Origin of the sequence: Rhodanobacter panaciterrae, from assembly GCF_014651895.1 — a bacterium.
Classification (GTDB): domain Bacteria; phylum Pseudomonadota; class Gammaproteobacteria; order Xanthomonadales; family Rhodanobacteraceae; genus Rhodanobacter; species Rhodanobacter panaciterrae.
In genome coordinates, this window is the sequence record NZ_BMXT01000001.1 from 1624362 (window position 1) to 1643029 (window position 18668).

Consider the following 18668-nt stretch of genomic DNA (forward strand, 5'->3'; position numbering starts at 1 on the left):
CGAGCGCAAAGCGGCAAAAATACATGGTCAGGCCGCCATCACGCCAGCCGGCAGGTTCATGCGACAGGCAACGCCTCGACGAGAATGGCCAGTGCTGCACGCAATTCGGCGCAGCGCTCCGCGCTGGCCAGTACTTGCGCCGTCGTGCAGCCAGCACCCGGCAGCGACACGGTAGATGGTTGCGTCGTCAGCAATTGCGCGGACATCGTGCGCAGGATCTCGTCCAGTGCTTCCTGCGCGTGGTACGAGCCACGCGCGGCCGTATTCAACAGCAGCACCGGCTTGCCCGGAAACTCCAGGCTGCCGACCAGCCAGTCCAGCAGATTCTTGAACGCCCCGGGCACGCCGTGCGCGTATTCGGGGCAGGCGACCAGCAGCGCATCGGCGCGACCGACGGCATCGCGCAAGGCCAGCACCGATACCGGCAACGGCTCGACATCGTTATCCGGGTTGAACAGCGGCAGCTCACCGAGCCCGGCGTAACCCACCAGCTCCAGCGCTGCCGGCGCAAGCCGTTGCGCAGCTTCCAGCGCAGCGGTATTCGACGACACACGTCGCAGGCTGCCGGACAGGCACAGCACGCGGCGCGGCGCCGTCATGTGGCAGGCGCGCCCTGCACGACGATTTTGCCCAGCCCCAGCGACTTGTTGCGCGGTTGCCGTGACAATCGCCCAGCCGCATTGCGTGCAATCTCGCGGTAACGGGCCGCGAGATCGGAATCGGGCATCGCCACCACGGTGGGCGTGCCGCCATCGGCCTGCTCGCGGATACGGATATCCAGCGGCAGCGAACCCAAGTACGGCACACCGTATTGCGTCGACATCCGCTCGCCGCCGCCTTCGCCGAAGATGTGCTCCTCGTGGCCGCAGTTGGAGCAGACATGCGTGGCCATGTTTTCCACCACGCCGAGCACCGGCACCTCGACCTTCTCGAACATCTTCAGCGCCTTGCGCGCATCCAGCAGGGCGATGTCCTGCGGCGTGGTGACGATCACCGCGCCGGCCACCGGTACCTTCTGCGACAGCGTGAGCTGGATGTCGCCGGTGCCTGGCGGCAGGTCGATGATCAGGTAATCCAACTGCTCCCAGCGCGTGTCGGTGAGCAGCTGCATCATCGCCTGCGTCACCATCGGGCCACGCCAGATCATCGGCGTGTCCGTTTCCACCAGGAAGCCGATCGACATCACAGGCATGCCATGCGCCTGCATCGGGATGATGCTCTTGCCGTCCGGCGACTCCGGCTTGCCACTGACACCCAGCATGGTCGGCTGGCTGGGACCGTAGATGTCGGCATCCAGCACGCCGACCTTCGCGCCCTCGGCCTGCAATGCCAGCGCCAGGTTCGCCGACACCGTGGACTTGCCCACACCGCCCTTGCCGGAGGCCACCACGATGATGTTCTTCACGTTCGCTAACGGTCCCAGCGTGCCCTGCACCTTGTGCACGTGCACGCGACTGGTGATCGACACGGCCGCCGCTTCGATCGCCGGATCGGCCTCCAGCGCCTGCCGCACGCGGGCAGTCATGCTGTCGATCGCACCGGCGGCCGGATAGCCCAGTTGCAGATCCACCGACACCTTGGCGCCGTCCACGCCGACCGCGCGCACGGACTCGGCCAGCGCCGCGCCGGTATGAGTATCGATCAGGTCGCCAAGGATGCGGCGGACCAGGGCTTCGTTCGCCTGTGTCATGTCGGCTCGGGTAGTTTGCGGGAGACGCCCATTATGCCAGTCCACCGGCGCCGGCCGGCTGACACAGATCAGCGTGTGGCTATGTAGCGGACTCGCACGAATCGACTATTCTAGGCATTTGCGCAATGCAGCTTGACGCCCCTGCGCATCCTCGCCAGTCTCGCATCCATACGCTTTCGTACGGGAGGAATACTCATGAAGCATGCTTTTCGCATCACCTTCGCTGCCGGTCTGTTGCTGGCAGCTGGCACGGCACTCGCTGCCAACGACACACCGGCCGGCACCTGGAAAACCATCGACGACACCACTCATCAGCCGAAGTCGATCGTGCAGATCACCGAGCACAACGGCGAGTTCAAGGCCACGATCGTGAAGCTGCTGAACCGCTCGCCGGAAGACGTGGCCCGCGACGGCGAGCATCCGAAATGCACCAAGTGCGACGGTGAGCGCAAGGACAAGCCAATCGAGGGCATGACGATCATGTGGGGCGTCAGCAAAGACGACGACGTGTGGGACGGCGGCAAGATCCTCGATCCCAAGAGTGGCAAGATCTACAAGGTGAAACTCGCGCTCACCGACGGCGGCCAGAAACTCGACGTGCACGGTTACATCGGCTTTGCCCTGCTTGGTCGCAGCCAGACGTGGGAGCGCCAGGAATAAGCGCCACGCCAACTCGCTTTGTCCGTGTCGTACTCAACCCCATGCCGGTACTCCCTGCATGGGGTTTTTCATTGGCTGCAGGTAAGTCCAGCCGGCTCAGGCTGCGGCGGCGTCGGCCCGATGCACAGCCAGGCCCTGCGCGCCGAAGCTTGCACGCAGCGCACGACCAACATCGTGTTCGACGACCAGATGCTGCACTTCGTCGATACCCGCCACCCGATGCGTCGCCACGGTGCCGAGCTTGTCGCTGGTGGCGACGACAACGACCTCACCGCTGGCCTCGACCATCGCCCGTTTCAGCAGCACTTCCTCGCTGTCGAAACCCCATAGACCGCCGATCGCGTCGACCGCGCAGGCACCGGGAAAGCACAGATCGGCACGTATCCGCTGAATCTCCTGCATCGCCTGTGCGCCAACGGCGGCGCCAATCCGTACATCGACCCGGCCACCGATCAGCAAAATTTCGAAGCCTTCGCGCTCCAGCAGGATCTGTGCGATATCCGGTGCATTGGTCACCACAGTCAGCCCTAAATCCTGCGGCAGCATGGTGGCGATCGCCGCATTGGTCGAACCGGCATCGATCAGCAGCACCTGCCCCCGCCGCACCAGAGTCACCGCCTTGCGCGCCAAGGCCAGCTTGCGACCGGCATGTTCCTGGCGCCGCTGCTTGAGCGGCGCAACGGCGGCGGACAAGGGCAACGCGCCGCCGTAGACGCGCTTGCACAGGCCTTGTGCGGCCAGCTCGCGCAGATCGCGCCGGACCGAATCCTCGGACACCGCGAATTCGGCCGCCAACTCCAGCGCCACCACGCGACCACGCTGGCGCAGTCGATCGAGGATCCATTGCTGGCGTTCCTGCGGCAGCATCTCGCCAGGATTCACCTTAGCCATGCTCGCGCACCTCCGACGGTGCGGCGACGAGCAAGCCCAGCGTCACCAGTTCCGCGCGCAATGTCGCGGCATCGCGGAACTGCAGCGCGTGCATGCCGAGCTTTGCCGCCGCGACTACATTGCGTGGAGCATCGTCGATAAAAACGGCGCGTTCCGGTTGAACACCGTAACGCTTCAGCAGTACATGGAAGATTGCCGGATCGGGCTTGATCATCCGCTCTGCCCCGGACACCACGATGCCCTCGAATACCTGCAGGAACGCATAGCGCTCAAAGGCCAGCGGAAAAGTCTCCTGCGACCAGTTCGTCAACGCGTACAGGCGCAAGCCCTGCGCGCGCAGCTCATGGACAATCGCCAGGCTGTCATGCAGTGGGCCGCGCAGCATCTCGTCCCAGCGTGTGCGGTAGGCGGCGATCAGCGCGGTGTGTTCGGGAAACTCCGTGCTGAGCAACCGGATGGCCTCGTCCCACGAACGCCCGGCATCTTGTTGCTCGTTCCACGGCGAATTGCACACGTCAGCCAGGAACCGCTCCATCGCCTGCTCATCATCGAATAGCTGGCGATACAGATAACGCGGGTTCCAGTCGATCAGGACACCACCGAGATCGAAGATCACCGTGTCCACGGCCGCTTGCCCCATTCCACGTTCGCTCATTTCGTCATCCTCGTTATGCACATCATTCAACGCCGCACGATCCGCGCCGAGGCTGCCACCAGCACCAGCATGCCGGCGACCACGGCCAGCGCCACCGGCAGATTGCTGGCATGGGCCAGGAAACCGATCAGCGCCGGGCCACTGAGCAGACCGGCATAGCCCAGCGTGGTCACCGTGGCGATGGAAATAGCCGGTGGATTGCCTGGCAGGCGCCCTGCCGCGCTAAACATCACCGGCACGATGTTCGATGCGCCCAAGCCAATCAATACGAAGCCGAACAACGAAACCGGTGGCCACGGTGTCATCGCTGCAAGCAGGAACCCGACCGCTGCGATACTGGCACCGACGCGTACCGTCCACACCGACCCCAGTCGACCGACCACCCGGTCGCCGGCAAGCCGGCCAGCCGCCATCGCCACCGAGAAACACGCATAGCCGATGCCGGCGGAAGCAGCGGAGAAACCGCGGAAGTCGCGCAGCAACACCGCACTCCAGTCGAGCACCGATCCCTCGGCCAGGAAACTGACGAAGCATAGCGCGCCGAGCAGTAACACCAGCCCCCGCGGCAGACGGAACACCGCCGCCCGGTCGGCCGCATCGTCCACGCAGGAAAGCAGGCTGCTGCGCTGACTGAGCACGATCAGCGCCAGCGCCAACGAGATCGCCAAGGCCCCAGCCCACAATGGCAGACCCAACGCCAGCAATGCACTCATGATCGCGGCGCCGGCGAGGCCGCCGATGCTGAAAAGCCCATGAAACTCCGACATCAATGCGCGACCGTCGCGCCGCTCCACTTCGACCGCGTGCGCGTTCATTGCCACATCCACCGCACCCAGCATCGCGCCGAAGTACAGCAGCGTCACCGTCAGTGTCAGCACGTTCGGCACGATCGCCAGCAGCGGAATCGCCACGCACAACAGCAGCCCGGCCACGCTGATCACGTTGCGGTTGCCGTAACGATGGGTCAGCAAGCCGACCAGTGGCATCGACAACATCGAACCGCCACCGAAGGCCAGCAGCACCAGGCCGAGGCCCGCATCATCCAGCCCCAACCGTGCCTTGGCATACGGCACCATCGGCGCCCAGCTGGCCATGCCTATGCCTGACACCAGGAAGATTAGCCGGGTGGCGCGGGTTGCTGAGCCGAGCCTTTCCTGCTCTGTCGAGAGTGCCTCATTCAGCACGTTCAATGTTCCAATCCATGCACATAAATCATGCACAAATGTACATAAACAAGTTTAATCGTTCAACATGCATGGTCCGCATTCCACCCCTAATCCGCCACGACAATCACTCCATCCCGATCCATGCTCACAACTTACGCTCAACAGTCACGAAACCGAGCGAACAGACCGACCGCCCCATGCCAACCATCATCAGCCACGCCGTCGTGCCCCTCTTGCTCGGTGGCGCCGCCGGACGCCGTCGCATCAGCGCTCCCTTGCTTGCCGCTGGGGCGATTGCTGCGATGCTGCCGGATGCCGACGTGCTGACCTTCAAACTGGGCATTGCCTATGCCGATGCTTTCGGTCATCGCGGTGCCCGCCATTCCATCGCCTTCGCCTTGTTGCCTGCCCTACTCGCTGCGGCGCTATACAAGCCGCTGCGGACATCGGCTTGGCAAGCTGCGGCGTTCGTCGGTCTGTCCGCCGTATCGCACCCGCTGCTGGATGCGCTTACGAATGGTGGTCTCGGCGTGGCGCTGGGATGGCCGCTGGACAACCATCGGTTCTTTTTCCCTTGGCGACCGATCGAGGTATCGCCGATCGGCGTGCGATTCTTCAGCATGCACGGCTGGCAGGTGATCGAATCTGAGCTGCTATGGGTGTGGCTGCCTACCGGCGCGCTCGCGCTCCTGCTGTGGCAGTTGCGACGGCGCCATGAACGCCGGGCCTAGGTGGTACGCATGGCATAATAAAAGGCTACTCAACCAATGCAGCCGCCATGAGCCGTCGCCTCCTCGTCACCAATGCCCTGCCCTATGCCAATGGCCCGCTGCACATGGGTCATCTGCTGGGCTATATCCAGGCCGACATCTGGGTGCGCGCGCAGCGAATGGCCGGCAACAAGGCGATCTACGTCTGCGCCGACGATGCGCACGGCACGCCGATCATGCTGGCCGCGGAAAAGGCGGGCATGACACCTGAGGCTTTCATCGCCGGTATCCGTGAGGGTCACGAGGCGGACTTCGCCGCGTTCGGCGTGGCGTTCGACCACTATCACACCACTCATTCGGACGAGAATCGCGAACTGGCGACGTTGATCTATACGCGCCTGCGTGATGCCGGCTACATCGCCAAACGCAGCATCCAACAGCTGTTCGATCCCGAAAAGGAAATGTTCCTGCCGGACCGCTACATCAAGGGCGTCTGTCCGAACTGCGGTACGCCGGATCAGTACGGCGACAACTGCGAGCACTGCGGCGCCACCTATGCGCCGACCGACCTGATCAATCCGGTTTCGGTGATGTCAGGCGCTACGCCGGTGCTGCGCGACTCCGAACATTACTTCTTCGAACTGGGCAAGTTCGAAGGACTGCTGCGCGACTGGTTCGCCGGCAAGTTCACCCATGGCACGCCGGTGGCCAACAGCGGCGTGGTGGCCAAGCTGAAGGAATGGCTGGACGGCGGCCTGAAGGACTGGGACATCTCGCGCGACGCGCCCTACTTCGGCTTTCCGATCCCCGACGCGCCGGGCAAGTTCTTCTATGTGTGGCTGGACGCGCCGGTCGGTTACCTGGCCAGCTTCAAGGCATTGTGCGACAGGACGCATCTGAAGTTTGACGACTTCCTTGCCGAAGGCAGCACCGCCGAGATGCACCACTTCATCGGCAAGGACATCATCAATTTCCACGGCCTGTTCTGGCCGGCGATGCTGCATGGCGCCGGTTTCCGCACGCCGACCGCGCTGCACGTCAATGGCTACCTGACCGTGAACGGCGCCAAGATGTCCAAGTCGCGCGGCACCTTCATCCAGGCGCGCACCTACCTGGATGCCGACATCCATCCGGAATTCCTGCGCTACTACTTCGCCACCATGCTCAGCGATACGCCGGTCGATGTGGATCTCGACCTCAAGGCGTTCGAGGAGCGCGTCAACTCACACCTGGTCGGCAAGTGGGTGAACATCGCCAGCCGTACCGCCGGCTTCGTGCACAAGTTCTTCGACGGACGTCTGGCCTCGCAATTCGGCCCGCAGGAAACCGTGCTGTGGCACGGCTTGCTGGAACACTACGATGGCATCGCTGCACTGTACGACAGCGGTGACTTCGCCGAGGTCACCCGCCGCTTCGTGCAGATGGCGGACATCGTCAACGGCCACATCGCCGCCAAGGCGCCGTGGGCCATGGCCAAGGACGAGAGCCTGCGCGACGAGCTGCACCAGGTCTGCTCGTTCGCGTTGACCGCGTTCCGTCTGCTGGCCGGCATGCTCAAGCCGATACTGCCGGCCACCGTGGCCGCGGCCGAACAGTTCCTGGCCGCGCCGATCGCCGACTTCGACGACGCCCGCGCCGCGCTGCGCAACCATGCCATCCATGCCTTCGAGCCGCTGCTCGGCCGCATCGATCCCAAGCGCATCGAGGCGATGGTCGAAGCATCGAAGGATTCGCTCGGCGGCGCCACCGAGCCCGCTGCCGCACCGATCAAGCACAAGAAAGCAAAGGAACCAGGCAAGCCCATGAGCGAGAACGTCCCCGCCAGCCACGAAACCGCCGCAGTATCAGCGACGATCGCGATCGACGACTTCGCCCGGCTCGACCTGCGCATCGGCAAAGTCACCGCCTGCGAATTCGTCGACGGCTCCGACAAGCTGCTGCGCTTCGAACTGGACGCCGGTCCGCTGGGCACGCGACAGATCTTCTCCGGCATCCGCACCGCCTACGGCGAGCCGGAAAAGCTGGTCGGCCGCAACGTGGTGTTCATCGCCAACCTCGCTCCGCGCAAGATGCGCTTCGGCTTGTCCGAAGGCATGATCCTGTCGGCCGGCGACGGCGGCAGCGACCTGTTCCTGCTCGACGCCGATCAGGGTGCGAAGCCGGGTGCTACGGTCCGCTGATATCGCCATGACCCTGGCCGACCGTATCGACGCGCTGTTGCCGCAGACGCAATGCGAGCAGTGCGGCTATCACGGCTGTCGGCCGTATGCCGAGGCGATCGCGCGTGGCGAAGCTGCCATCAACCAGTGCCCGCCCGGGGGTACGGCGGGAATCGAGAAGCTCGCTGCACTGTTGCAGCAGCCGGTGCTGCCACTGAATCACGAGCACGGCATCGAGAAGCCGCGCACGCTGGCGCGCATCGTGGAGGCCGATTGCATCGGCTGCACCAAATGCATCCAGGTCTGCCCGGTCGATGCGATCGTGGGCGCGGCGAAGCTGATGCACACGGTGATTGCCGACGACTGCACCGGCTGCGAGCTGTGCGTGCCGGCCTGTCCGGTCGACTGCATCGTGTTGCTGCCGATGCCGGAAGCACAGATCGACATCGCTCATGCCGATGCAGCGCGCGCGAATTTCCAGCGACGGGAGACGCGGCTGGAACGTCAGCGCATGCAACACGAAGCCGACCTGGCCGCACGCAAAGTGGCGACAAATGCCGCCACCAGTCCGATCAATCCCGTGTTGGCGGCGCTGGCCCGTGCCAAGGCAAAGCAGCAGGAGCCGAAGCCGTGAAGCGCGCCGACGTGATCGACATGTTTTCGCGCCTGCGCGAACTCAATCCGCACCCGACCACCGAGCTCGTCTACACCACGCCATTCGAGTTGCTGGTCGCGGTGGTGCTGTCGGCGCAGGCCACCGATGTCGGCGTCAACAAGGCGACGAAGAAACTCTATCCGGTGGCGAACACGCCTCAGGCGATCCTCGAACTCGGTGAGGAAGGCCTGAAACGCTACATCAGCACGATCGGCCTGTTCAACGCGAAGGCAAAGAACGTGATCGCGTTGAGCCGGCTGCTGCTCGAGCAGCACGACGGCGAGGTGCCGCACAGTCGCGAAGCGCTGGAGGCCCTGCCCGGCGTCGGCCGCAAGACCGCCAACGTGGTGCTCAACACCGCGTTCGGTGAGCCGACCATCGCGGTGGACACGCATATCTTCCGTGTCGCCAACCGCACTGGCCTCGCACCAGGCAAGGACGTGCGCACGGTCGAGGACAAGCTGGAGAAAGTGATCCCGGCCGAGTTCAAGCAGGACGCGCATCACTGGCTGATCCTGCACGGCCGCTACGTGTGCAAGGCACGCAAACCGGATTGTCCGCACTGCGCGATCCGCGACCTGTGCCGCTACAAGGACAAGACCGTCATCAGCTGAGCTGCACCCCGGTGCAGCTGATACGGTTCTTCCAGTCATCATTCTTGCGTTGACAAGGGCCTCTTCAGCGGTCAGCATGCGCGCGCCTTTACCTGCATCAGAAACCCACGAGACCTGATCCAACATGGACAGCGACCCAGCCAGTTGCAGCCGGATTACCCCTTCGGGGCTTTCGGCGCACATCGACATCTACTCTCGCAGCCCGGCTGCGAGTGGATCGCTGCCTGGCTGATCCGCTCGCTCCGTGCGGCGTACACGGAGACGAGCATGAAAAAGATCCACCTGTTCGCCGCAGCCATCTGGCTCGCACTGGTATCCCCCCTCGCGCTGGCTGACGACACACCTCTGTTTGTGCCGCAATGGCTGGGCGCGCAGTACACCTTCATCGACCAGCACCAATCGTCCCTGCACTCGCCGTACAGCGGTCCGCTGAGCCTGCACGCAGGTGGCGATACCGAGCGCTCGCACACGTTCGGCGCCTATTTCGGTGTCGCCTTGCCGGCGCATTTCCAGTTCTACTTCGACGTGGAAATGTTCAAGGGCGAGGCAGTCAGCGGCGCCACCGGCCTGGGCGGAGTTGCCAATGGCGACGTGGTGCATTCCGGCGGCGGCAGCCTGAGTAAGACCGCGTATGTCGCGCGCCGCTATCTGCGCTGGACGCTGCCGCTGGGCGACGGGCGTGAACCGGCTGCACGTGGCCAGGATCAACTGCCGGACGAAGAAGTCACACAACGCATCGAAATCAAGCTTGGCAAGATGGCGGTGAGCGACGACTTCGACAAGAACCGTTACGCCGATGCGGCACGCACGCAATTCCTGAACTGGTCATTGCTCAACAACACGGCGTGGGATTTCGCCGCTGACACCCGCGGCTACACGGATGGGCTGATGCTGGGCTGGATCAACCCGAGGTGGAGCCTGCGCTACGGCATCTACCTGATGCCCACCCAGGCGAACGGAACGAAGCTGGAAAATTCACCGCAGCGCGCCCGCGGCGAGCAGCTCGAACTGACCCTACAACCGTACGCGGACGGCGCGGTCCTGCGGCTGCTCGCATTCCGCAACATCGCGAACATGGGTGTGTACCGCGACGCCATCGCGTATGCGTTGGCTCATGGAACCCTACCCGACATCCATGCAGACGACCGTCCCGGCCGACGCAAGTACGGCTTCGCCATCAACGGCGAACTTCCGCTGGCCGACGATGGCGAGACCGGTTTGTTTGCCCGCGCGGGCTGGAATGATGGCCGCAACGAATCGTTTGCGTACGCCGAAGTGGATCGCACGTTGAGCGTCGGCCTGCAGCTCTCCGGCGTGCACTGGGGGCGGTCGCAGGATCATCTGGGCGTAGCGTTTGCCGTCGACGCGCTGTCACCAGCGCATCGCGACTATCTGGCTTTGGGCGGCCAGGGATTCACGCTGGGCGATGGCGCGCTCGCCTATGGCCGCGAGCACATCGTCGAGGCCTACTACAACATCGCGGTGGTCGATCACCTCACGCTCGCTCCCGACATCCAGCTGATCCACAACCCGGGCTACAACCGTGATCGCGGGCCGGCGCGCTTTGTCGGCATGCGCGCCCATGTGGAGTTCTGATCCGGCGAATCACCAGCTTGGCAGCTGTGCCCGTTCCAGTGCCGCGATGTGACGTTCCAATCGCGGCCCGAGGTAACAGTGCGCGCCGCAGGGCAGCAGCCCGACCTCACCGAACTCGCGCAGGTACCACGCCGGCGCACGCGACACGAAACCGTGGTGATCGCCGGCCACGTCATCGCGGCTGGTGAATACTTCGAGAAATGCGACGCCTTCCAGCATCTCGCCGATGCCTTGCAGGCCTGCGCGGATCTCGGCCGGCTTCAGGTAATGCAGCACGTCGGTGCACACGATCAGGTCGAAGCGGATGTCGAAGCGCAGCTGTTCGAGCTGGCCAAAACGCGCCAGGCCGATATTGCGACTGCGACCGTAGCGCGCCACCACATACTCGCTGGCATCCAGCCCGCGATAAGCGATGTCCGGACGCAACGCGCGCAGCGGTGCGCGCCAGGTTGCCTCGCCGCAACCGACGTCGAGCACGTTGCGGATCGGCCGACCGAGGTAATACTCGGCCTGTGCCACCACCATCGCCACCTTGCGCTTGAGCTCGGCCGGCGAGGCCACCGAGTGCCGCGGGTCGCGGTACCACTTGTCGAAATAGTCGCGGTCGTAGGTCTTCGGCATGGCGGGCTCCAGCGGGTGCCGCATAGTAACTGTCGTGACACGCAACGGCGACAAGCTGAATCGCGCCCTTCACTGCGTCTGTCGTCATCTTGCCGGAGTCATCCAAACCGGCATCGCCGCGTTCAGACACTACTGACCTCTTCCACTGCCGGAGTACGGACGCATGCCTGCTGCCACCACGCTTCGCTGCCGCACGCTGGTTCTCGGCCTGCTGTGGACGCTCGCTCCGGCACTGGCCTGTGCCGGCGACGGAAACCCTCCGAATCGGCTGCCGACCAGCACAGTGACAGCGAAAGTCGACGGCTTGCGACTGGGCGATATTGCCTGGCTGCGCCGCGACAGCTTCGGCCTCGACAGTGCCACGCTCGCACGCTACCGCGAACTGGGCCGCACGCGCTTCCTTGACCTGCAACTCGCCGGTGCCGACGACAGCCTGCCGCCACAGGTGGCTGCCCAGATCAACCATCTGGCCGTGATCAGCACGCCACTGGCGCAGCAGCTGGCCGACTACCAGGAGCGTGCGCAGCAGTTCAAGCAAGTGCCGGCCGGTCCAGCCAAGGACGACGCAAAGAAGGTATTTCAACTGTACCGCCGCGACATCTACCAGCAGGCCGCGCAGGCCGAGATGCTGCACGCGATCTACGGCGGCGATCAGCTGAAGGAGCAGCTGGTGTGGTTCTGGCTCAACCACTTCAGCATCTATGCGGACAAGGGACCGGTGCGCCTGTTCATCGCCGACTACGAGGAAAACGTGATACGCCCGCATGCGTTGGGCAAGTTCAAGGATCTGGTGCTGGCCACGCTGCAGAGCCCGGCCATGCTGGTATTCCTCGACAACGCGCACAACGTCAAGGGCAAGACAAACGAGAACTACGCGCGTGAGTTGATGGAGCTGCACACGCTGGGTGTGAATTCCGGCTACTCCCAACAGGACGTGCAGCAGCTGATGCGCATCCTCACCGGCGCCGGCCTGATGCCGGCGAAACCGGCCGCGCGTCGCAAGCTGTTCGCCCAGTCGCGTCCCGGTCTCGTGCGCGATGGCCTGTTCGTGTTCAATCCGAACCAGCACGATTTCGGCGACAAGACCCTGCTCGGCCAGACCATCAAGGGCAGCGGTTACGACGAGATCGCCCAGGCCGTGGACCTGATCGTGCGCCAGCCTGCCTGCGCGCACTTCATCTCGCAGCAGCTTGCCGAATACTTCATCGCCGATCAGCCGCCGACAGCCTTGGTCGATGCGATGGCGCACACGTTCCAGCGCACCGACGGCGACATCGCGGCCGTAATGCGCACGATGCTGCTGTCGCCCGAGGCCGCCGCCATCGACCAGCACAAGTTCAAGGATCCGATGCGTTTCCTGGTCTCGTCGATGCGGCTCACCTACGACGGCCAGCCGATCCCGAACGCTGAGCCGCTGGTGAACTGGCTGCGACAGATGGACGAGCCGCTGTACGGCCGCATCACTCCCGACGGCTGGCCGCTGGATTCGGCCAGTTGGACCGGCTCGGGCCAGATGAGCAAGCGCTTCGACTTCGCCGGCGTGATTGGCAGCGGCCGCAATCGGTTGTTCGTCGACAACAGCGATCCTGCGGTGCCGGGCACGCCTTCGAATCTGCCGCGGGAAGCGCCCGCGTTGCGCGACTCGGCGCTGTACCGCGATGCGATTGCGCAAGGACTGTCGATCGCCACCGGCAATGCGCTGAACCAGGCCAAGTCGCCGGCGGAATGGAATACGTTCCTGCTGTCGTCGCCCGACTTCAACTATCGCTGATGTCCTCTTCCGTCCGCATGGACACGTCTGCCGACCACCATCGAGGTGTTCCATGAACCGTCGCGAATTCCTGCTCGCCGCTGGCGCCGTTGCCGCCGCCTCCACGCTGCCGTTTTCCGGCCGGCTGTTTGCCGCACCGGCGAATACGCCGCGCTTCCTGCTGGTCTTCCTGCGCGGCGGCTACGACTGCAACAACCTGCTGGTGCCCTGCGGCAGCGATTTCTACTACGCATCGCGCCCCACGCTCGCCATCGCCAGACCCGATGCCGGCAACCCCAACAGCGCCATCGCGCTGGATGCGGACTGGGGCCTCAATCCGGTAGTGCGCGATGCGCTGTATCCGCTATGGCAGAAAAAGCAGCTGGCCTTCATCCCGTTCGCCGGCACCAGTGATCTCAGCCGCAGCCACTTCGAAACGCAGGATCACATCGAGCGCGGCGAAGCCGAGTCCATGGGCAACTATCGTTCCGGCTTCCTCGCACGGCTATCCGGCCTGCTCAGCGGAACCTCGGCGATCGCATTCACCAACAACCTGCCACTGAGCTTCCAGGGCTCGCCGCGCGACATCCCCAACATCTCGCTGAAGGCCGATCCCAAGGCGCATTTCGACGAACGACAAGCGGCGATTCTGTCCGGCATGTACAAGGGCACGCCGCTGGCCGCGGCCAGCGCCGATGGCCTTGCCCTGCCCAAGACCGTGTCGGCGGATCTGCGCAACGAGATGGTGCAAGCCAGCCGTGGGGCGCCCAGCGCCAACAACTTCGCCGCCGAGACACGACGCATCGCCACCCTGATGCGCGAGCAGTACCGACTCGGCTTTGTCGACGTGGGCGGCTGGGACACTCATGTCAACCAGGGCAGCATCACTGGCGGCCTCGCGAACAACCTGCGCAATCTCGGCGAAGGCCTGGCTGCCTATGCCGAGACGCTGGGCGACGCCTGGAACGACACCACCGTGGTGGTGCTCTCCGAGTTCGGCCGCACCTTCCGCGAGAACGGCGACAAGGGCACCGACCACGGCCACGGCACTGTGCACTGGGTGCTCGGCGGCAAGGTCAACGGCGGGCGTCTCGCCGGCGAGCAGATCGCAGTCAACCAGCAGAATCTGCTGCAGAACCGCGACTATCAGGTGCTCAACGACTATCGCGACGTGCTGGGTGGCTTGTTCGGGCGTATCTGGGGGTTGTCGAACAGCCAGCTGCAGTCCGTCTTTCCGGCTTCAAAACCGAAGGATCTGCAGCTGGTGTGACGATGCTCAGCTCCCGCGCACCAGCAACTGCTTCGCGATCTGTCCGTGCAACCGGCCCATGCCGCGCACCAGATGCAACGTGGCAAACAACATCACGACGCCGAGGATGCACAAGGTGACGGAACCACTCCAGCTGTTCAGCCACTCGACGCCGGCACAGATCCCGTCGGGTGCGCTGGTGCAGGTGCCGATCTGCCAGTGAAACTGATCCGATGCCCACCTCAGGATCGGTGCCGCGACGAAGCTGAGTGACACGCTGAGCAAGGTCACCGTGACCGTGAAGTAGACGATGCCCAGCGGCAGCATCAGCAGCATGTAGAACAGCGTGCCCCAGGTACGGCCGTCGGTGAATATCGCACCGATCCGTTTCATCAGCGGCAGTCCCTGCTGCGACGGATACGGCGGCCGGCGCGGCATGCGCACGCCGAGCATGGTTTCCACGATGCGCCCTTCCAGCAGCGACAGTCCGCGCACGCTGCCCAGGAACAGCACCATGAACGGAATGCCGATGATCAGCACGGCCAGACCCGCCGACAGCGACAAGCCGGTCACTGCCCAAGTGAAATAGAAGATCCCGGTGGCCAGTGCGAGCACCATGTAGAACAGCGCGCCGTAGGTATGCGGATCGGCGGCCACACCGAAGAATCGACCCACCAGCGAGCGGCGTTGCGGCGGCGGCGGCGGACGGATCGCACGCTGGATCTTTATTTCCTGATCGCGATAGATTTCTGCCACTTCGTCCGGTGCACCGTAGCTGCCGACGACATGTTCCAGCATCGTCGCTTCATCACGGCCAGGCTGTTCGGCCAGCTCGGCGCGCAGATGTTCTTCGGCGTCGTACAACGCATCTTGCACCAGGGCCGGGTCGGCGCCGCGCAGGGCACTGCGCAACTGATCGAGGTATTCATTGATGCTGCGTGGCGCGTTCATTACACCCCTCCTTGCAAGACGTTATCGACGGAGTCGCGGGTGGCGGTCCAGGCTGCCACCCACTCGCGCAAGACCTCGCGCCCCGGTTTGGTAATGCGGTAATAACGGCGCGGTGGCCCGCTGACCGATGGCTCGACTTCGCTGCCCAGCAAGCCGGCCGCTTCCAAATTGCGCAATACGGGATACAGCGCGCTCTGCTTGCCGGCGAGCACGCCCTCACCCACTTCCTCCAGCCGCTTGGCGATCTGGTAGCCGTACATCGGCTGGCGCGACTGGGCCAACACGGCCAGCAACACCAGCGACACGGTGCCGCTGGAAAGCTCCTTCTGGAACTTCTTCAACTGACTGGCGCTGTCTTCCACGTCGCTCACCTGCACTGTCGCTTAGGCTTTAGTAAACCATAGTGTGAACTTGACACTAGTGCATGGGCCTGAAGTCATGTATTCGGCAAATCCGTTGCACCGGTTGACGTTTGCATCGCGTGTGCCGAGATAGCCATGCAGGCCTGATGGTCGTTTGCCTGCGGCGATCAGCTGACCTTGCGCGCAAGTAGCCCAACTGGAATGACTGCAGTCGACCCGCGCTACCTTTCAGCGGAACGATGAATCGGCGACACGACGCGGGCGATTCGTCACTCTGTGCGAATCGCGACCACCGGCGGCACCTTGGCGGCATAGCGTGCCGGTCCCCATACGGCCAGTTGACCGAGCAGCCACAGCAGCAGCGCTCCAAGGAGTGGCACGTAAAGCGGCATGTGTGGCAGCGGATAGAAGACCTTCATCAGGCCGAGATTCGCCAGCACCGCAAGCATGATCCCGAGCACGATGCCGCCGCCGACGATCAGAAAATTCTCGGCATGGAAGTAACGCAGGATGTCGCCCGTCGTGGCGCCAAGCGAACGGCGGATGCCGATCTGCTTGCGTCGCTGGCTGACCCAGAAACTGCTCAAGCCCACGATGCCACCTGCCGTCGCCAGCAGCAGCAATCCGCTGACGATGCTCATCAGCATGGCCAGGCTCTGATCGGTGGCATAGGCACGTTCACGTGCCTGGGCCATGGTAACGACGCCGTGTTTGGGATCGAGGACGCGCACGCCACCACGCGCCTGCAGCGCCTTCAGTGCGGCGGCAATCACCGGCTTCATGTCGGCAGCGTCGGCACGCAGCAGATACCACACACCATCGGGGTCGACGTAATGCGCGGGGACCAGCACGCTATCGCCATCGGAGGACCGGGTTATGCTGATGGACCCCTGCAGGCTGGCGAGAATACCCACGATGCGGGTAGGCCCACCTGGGAAGTAAACCGTCTTGCCCAAGGCTGATTCATCGGGAAACAGCTTGTCGGCCAGGCTGCGCGTGATGATGATGCCAGGCGGGGAAATCTTGTCGTTGGGGCCGAAGGTGGTGATTTCATCCGGTCGAAAATTGCGTCCTGCCACCAGCGATATGCCCAGCGTATTGATCGTGTGCTCGTCGGCCGCATAGATCATGGCGAAAGGCCCGCGCGCCTTCTGGTCCGGCTTGAGCTTCGGCCTTACGGATATGTAGCTGCCATCGCCTGCCAGTGGATACCCGTAACTGGAAAATGCATCGCGCACGCCCGGCACGCGCCGCAGGGTATCGAGGTCAGTACGGATGTTCGCGTCGATCTGGGTGGCATTCTGACCGATCGTCCAGCCGTTGTGGATAACGAAGAGATGGGCTTCGTCCGTCCCGGTAGGGCGGGACAGATGGACGATACGCGTGGCCACGATAAACAGAGCGTTGGATGTCACCGCCAGCGTCAACGCCACCTGCAGCACGATGAGCGCCGTGGCCACCTTGTGTCGCCCCAGTGCCTTGACGATGGGGCGCAGCTGCATGAATGCCTTGATGAATGCCATGGCGGAAACCTCAGCTGTTGATCTTGATTTGCCAGGCAGGCTGGGTTTGCGCCGCCCGCCATGTGGGGTACAGGGCGGAAACCACCGTGGCGGCCACTGCCAGCAGCACGGTCAATGCAATCAGGGAGGCGTCTGCGTGCACCAGGCGTGCAATCTTTGGCTCGAAAAGCCCCCCGGCGCCCCACACACCAAACAGTGTCAGTGCCACACCGACCAAGCCGCCGACGAAGCCCATGGTGGCCCCTTCGATCAGGAACTGCCGGTAGATGGCTGCTCGCGATGCGCCAAGTGCACGACGAATGCCGATCTCCGGTGCCCGCCGCATGAAGCGGGCGAGCATGAGTCCGATGACGTTGACCAGCACAATCAGCAGAAAGCTGCCAGAGACCAGCATGGACAAGCTTGATGCCCGGGGAGTGACATCCTGAAACGCCATCCAGTCCATTAGATTGCGCAGGCGAATGTTGGGCGCCCATGAGAAACGTCCGAGGCGCTGCTGCTGACCAGCATAGTTGTGCAGGAACTCGCGGTAGCGATCCACCTCGGCTGGCGTTGCAAGCTCTACCCAGGCATCGATCCAGGCACATTCACTGGTCAGGCGGGCATCCCACCGAGACGTATCGTAAACCCCTGACTCTGTAGGGCAACCGTTATAGGTCGTGCTGTCTTTCTTCATGGCGATTCCGCGGGTGAGCGGGATATAGATATCCCCCGCGTCATCGAACTCGGTGTGGCCATTAGTGCCGAGGTCGAAGAAACGCGGCTTGGGGTTCCAGTCCTCCAGCACACCGGTGATCCTGAATATATGGCCGTCCAGCCGGATTGCTTGCCCCACACTGTCTTGTCCGCCAAACAGCTTGTCGTTCAAGCGCCGACTGATGACCACCACGGTGGCGCGCAGCTCATCGTCACTCGCCGCCCATCCACTGCCAAAGCGAAAAGGCACATCGAACATCGCGAAGAAATCGGCGGTTACCGCGTCGCCGCCAAGCGACATGGCGGGAGTCGATCCATCATCCGATTCCACCTGCCATGCTGCGGGATAGAGCAACGTTTGCCGGCTGGCTTTGTGCGACTGCCACAGCGCCATCGCATCGGTGTAACTCAACGTGGGGGGTGGTTCGCCCTGCCAAGTGTAGGACGGACCAAAATTATCGATCTGCGGCACGTAAAGCCGGGAAGACTTGGCGGGGAGCGGGTCGCTCGTGGTCGCACGGAACACGGCATAGCTCACCATGCAGGCCGACACTCCGAACGCCAGCAGCACGATCACCAGCGCGGTCAAAGCCTTGCTTCGTGCGCTGCTTCGCAACGCCAGCGCAACGTAATAGCCCCACATAACGCCCCCTGTGACGTCTTTCGATAATCGGCAGTGCCTGACTCGCCGATCCAAAGAATTGCACACTTTGGTGCCAT

Annotated in this window: 18 protein-coding genes; 8 read left to right on the forward strand and 10 right to left on the reverse strand. The window is 63.6% G+C overall.

Translation table 11 applies throughout. The annotated features are described in order from the left end of the window. Window positions 1-56 precede the first annotated feature (56 nt). Both IE071_RS07570 and apbC read right to left on the reverse strand, forming a co-directional pair. A complete protein-coding gene (locus tag IE071_RS07570) occupies window positions 57-599 on the reverse strand; it encodes an NADPH-dependent FMN reductase (protein ID WP_189440493.1) in 543 nt (180 codons plus the stop codon). After that, complete coding sequence (gene apbC / locus IE071_RS07575; RefSeq protein ID WP_189440494.1) at window positions 596-1690, reverse strand: iron-sulfur cluster carrier protein ApbC; 1095 nt, start codon at window positions 1688-1690, stop codon at window positions 596-598. Before apbC ends, IE071_RS07570 begins: the two co-directional genes overlap by 4 nt. A 195-nt stretch (window positions 1691-1885) precedes the next feature. On the opposite strand from apbC, the gene IE071_RS07580 reads away from it, so the two are divergent. After that, window positions 1886-2350 carry a DUF2147 domain-containing protein gene (locus IE071_RS07580; RefSeq protein ID WP_189440495.1) on the forward strand — a complete coding sequence of 155 codons (465 nt, stop codon included), beginning with the start codon at window positions 1886-1888 and terminating at the stop codon, window positions 2348-2350. 96 nt (window positions 2351-2446) lie between these two features. Here IE071_RS07580 and IE071_RS07585 read toward each other — a convergent pair whose 3' ends face one another. From IE071_RS07585 to IE071_RS07595, 3 genes are read right to left on the reverse strand one after another with little or no spacing between them, the layout of a single operon-like run. Continuing rightward, window positions 2447-3241, reverse strand: coding sequence for a DeoR/GlpR family DNA-binding transcription regulator (locus IE071_RS07585; protein WP_189440496.1), 795 nt, complete (start codon window positions 3239-3241; stop codon window positions 2447-2449). Further along, a complete protein-coding gene (locus tag IE071_RS07590) occupies window positions 3234-3896 on the reverse strand; it encodes an HAD family hydrolase (RefSeq protein ID WP_229792790.1) in 663 nt (220 codons plus the stop codon). The genes IE071_RS07585 and IE071_RS07590 overlap by 8 nt, the downstream gene beginning before the upstream one ends. A 26-nt stretch (window positions 3897-3922) precedes the next feature. Beyond that, window positions 3923-5077, reverse strand: a complete 1155-nt coding sequence (locus IE071_RS07595) for an MFS transporter (RefSeq protein WP_189440944.1) — start codon at window positions 5075-5077, stop codon at window positions 3923-3925. 182 nt (window positions 5078-5259) lie between these two features. On the opposite strand from IE071_RS07595, the gene IE071_RS07600 reads away from it, so the two are divergent. The 5 genes from IE071_RS07600 to IE071_RS07620 all read left to right on the forward strand — a co-directional run bounded on the left by IE071_RS07600 (window position 5260) and on the right by IE071_RS07620 (window position 10796). Beyond that, window positions 5260-5793 carry a metal-dependent hydrolase gene (locus tag IE071_RS07600; protein ID WP_189440945.1) on the forward strand — a complete coding sequence of 178 codons (534 nt, stop codon included), beginning with the start codon at window positions 5260-5262 and terminating at the stop codon, window positions 5791-5793. 47 nt (window positions 5794-5840) lie between these two features. Continuing rightward, window positions 5841-7952, forward strand: a complete 2112-nt coding sequence (gene metG, locus IE071_RS07605) for a methionine--tRNA ligase (protein ID WP_189440497.1) — start codon at window positions 5841-5843, stop codon at window positions 7950-7952. 7 nt (window positions 7953-7959) lie between these two features. Further along, a complete protein-coding gene (locus IE071_RS07610) occupies window positions 7960-8565 on the forward strand; it encodes an RnfABCDGE type electron transport complex subunit B (RefSeq protein ID WP_189440498.1) in 606 nt (201 codons plus the stop codon). Then, window positions 8562-9200 (forward strand): endonuclease III, encoded by a 639-nt coding sequence (gene nth / locus IE071_RS07615; RefSeq protein ID WP_189440499.1) that lies wholly within the window; start codon window positions 8562-8564, stop codon window positions 9198-9200. The genes IE071_RS07610 and nth overlap by 4 nt, the downstream gene beginning before the upstream one ends. 267 nt (window positions 9201-9467) lie before the next feature. After that, window positions 9468-10796, forward strand: coding sequence for a carbohydrate porin (locus IE071_RS07620; protein ID WP_189440500.1), 1329 nt, complete (start codon window positions 9468-9470; stop codon window positions 10794-10796). Window positions 10797-10805: 9 nt separating this feature from the next. Here the strand turns inward: IE071_RS07620 and IE071_RS07625 are convergent, their stop codons facing one another. After that, the gene (locus tag IE071_RS07625) at window positions 10806-11417 is read right to left on the reverse strand and encodes a class I SAM-dependent DNA methyltransferase (RefSeq protein ID WP_189440501.1); all 612 of its coding nucleotides are present in this window, start codon (window positions 11415-11417) and stop codon (window positions 10806-10808) included. A gap of 163 nt (window positions 11418-11580) precedes the next feature. Here IE071_RS07625 and IE071_RS07630 point away from each other — a divergent pair, with 163 nt between their 5' ends. After that, entirely contained in the window at window positions 11581-13188 is a 1608-nt protein-coding gene (locus IE071_RS07630; RefSeq protein ID WP_189440502.1) for a DUF1800 domain-containing protein, read from the forward strand. A 52-nt stretch (window positions 13189-13240) separates the two neighbouring features. Further along, complete coding sequence (locus IE071_RS07635; protein WP_189440503.1) at window positions 13241-14437, forward strand: DUF1501 domain-containing protein; 1197 nt, start codon at window positions 13241-13243, stop codon at window positions 14435-14437. Between the two features lie 6 nt (window positions 14438-14443). Here IE071_RS07635 and IE071_RS07640 read toward each other — a convergent pair whose 3' ends face one another. From IE071_RS07640 to IE071_RS07655, 4 genes are all read right to left on the reverse strand, one after another. Then, entirely contained in the window at window positions 14444-15367 is a 924-nt protein-coding gene (locus tag IE071_RS07640; protein WP_189440504.1) for a sensor domain-containing protein, read from the reverse strand. Then, window positions 15367-15729, reverse strand: a complete 363-nt coding sequence (locus IE071_RS07645) for a PadR family transcriptional regulator (protein WP_189440505.1) — start codon at window positions 15727-15729, stop codon at window positions 15367-15369. The genes IE071_RS07640 and IE071_RS07645 overlap by 1 nt, the downstream gene beginning before the upstream one ends. A gap of 269 nt (window positions 15730-15998) precedes the next feature. Further along, window positions 15999-17252, reverse strand: a complete 1254-nt coding sequence (locus IE071_RS07650) for an ABC transporter permease (protein ID WP_229792792.1) — start codon at window positions 17250-17252, stop codon at window positions 15999-16001. Between the two features lie 10 nt (window positions 17253-17262). Further along, entirely contained in the window at window positions 17263-18591 is a 1329-nt protein-coding gene (locus IE071_RS07655; RefSeq protein ID WP_189440506.1) for an ABC transporter permease, read from the reverse strand. Between the last annotated feature and the right edge of the window lie 77 nt (window positions 18592-18668).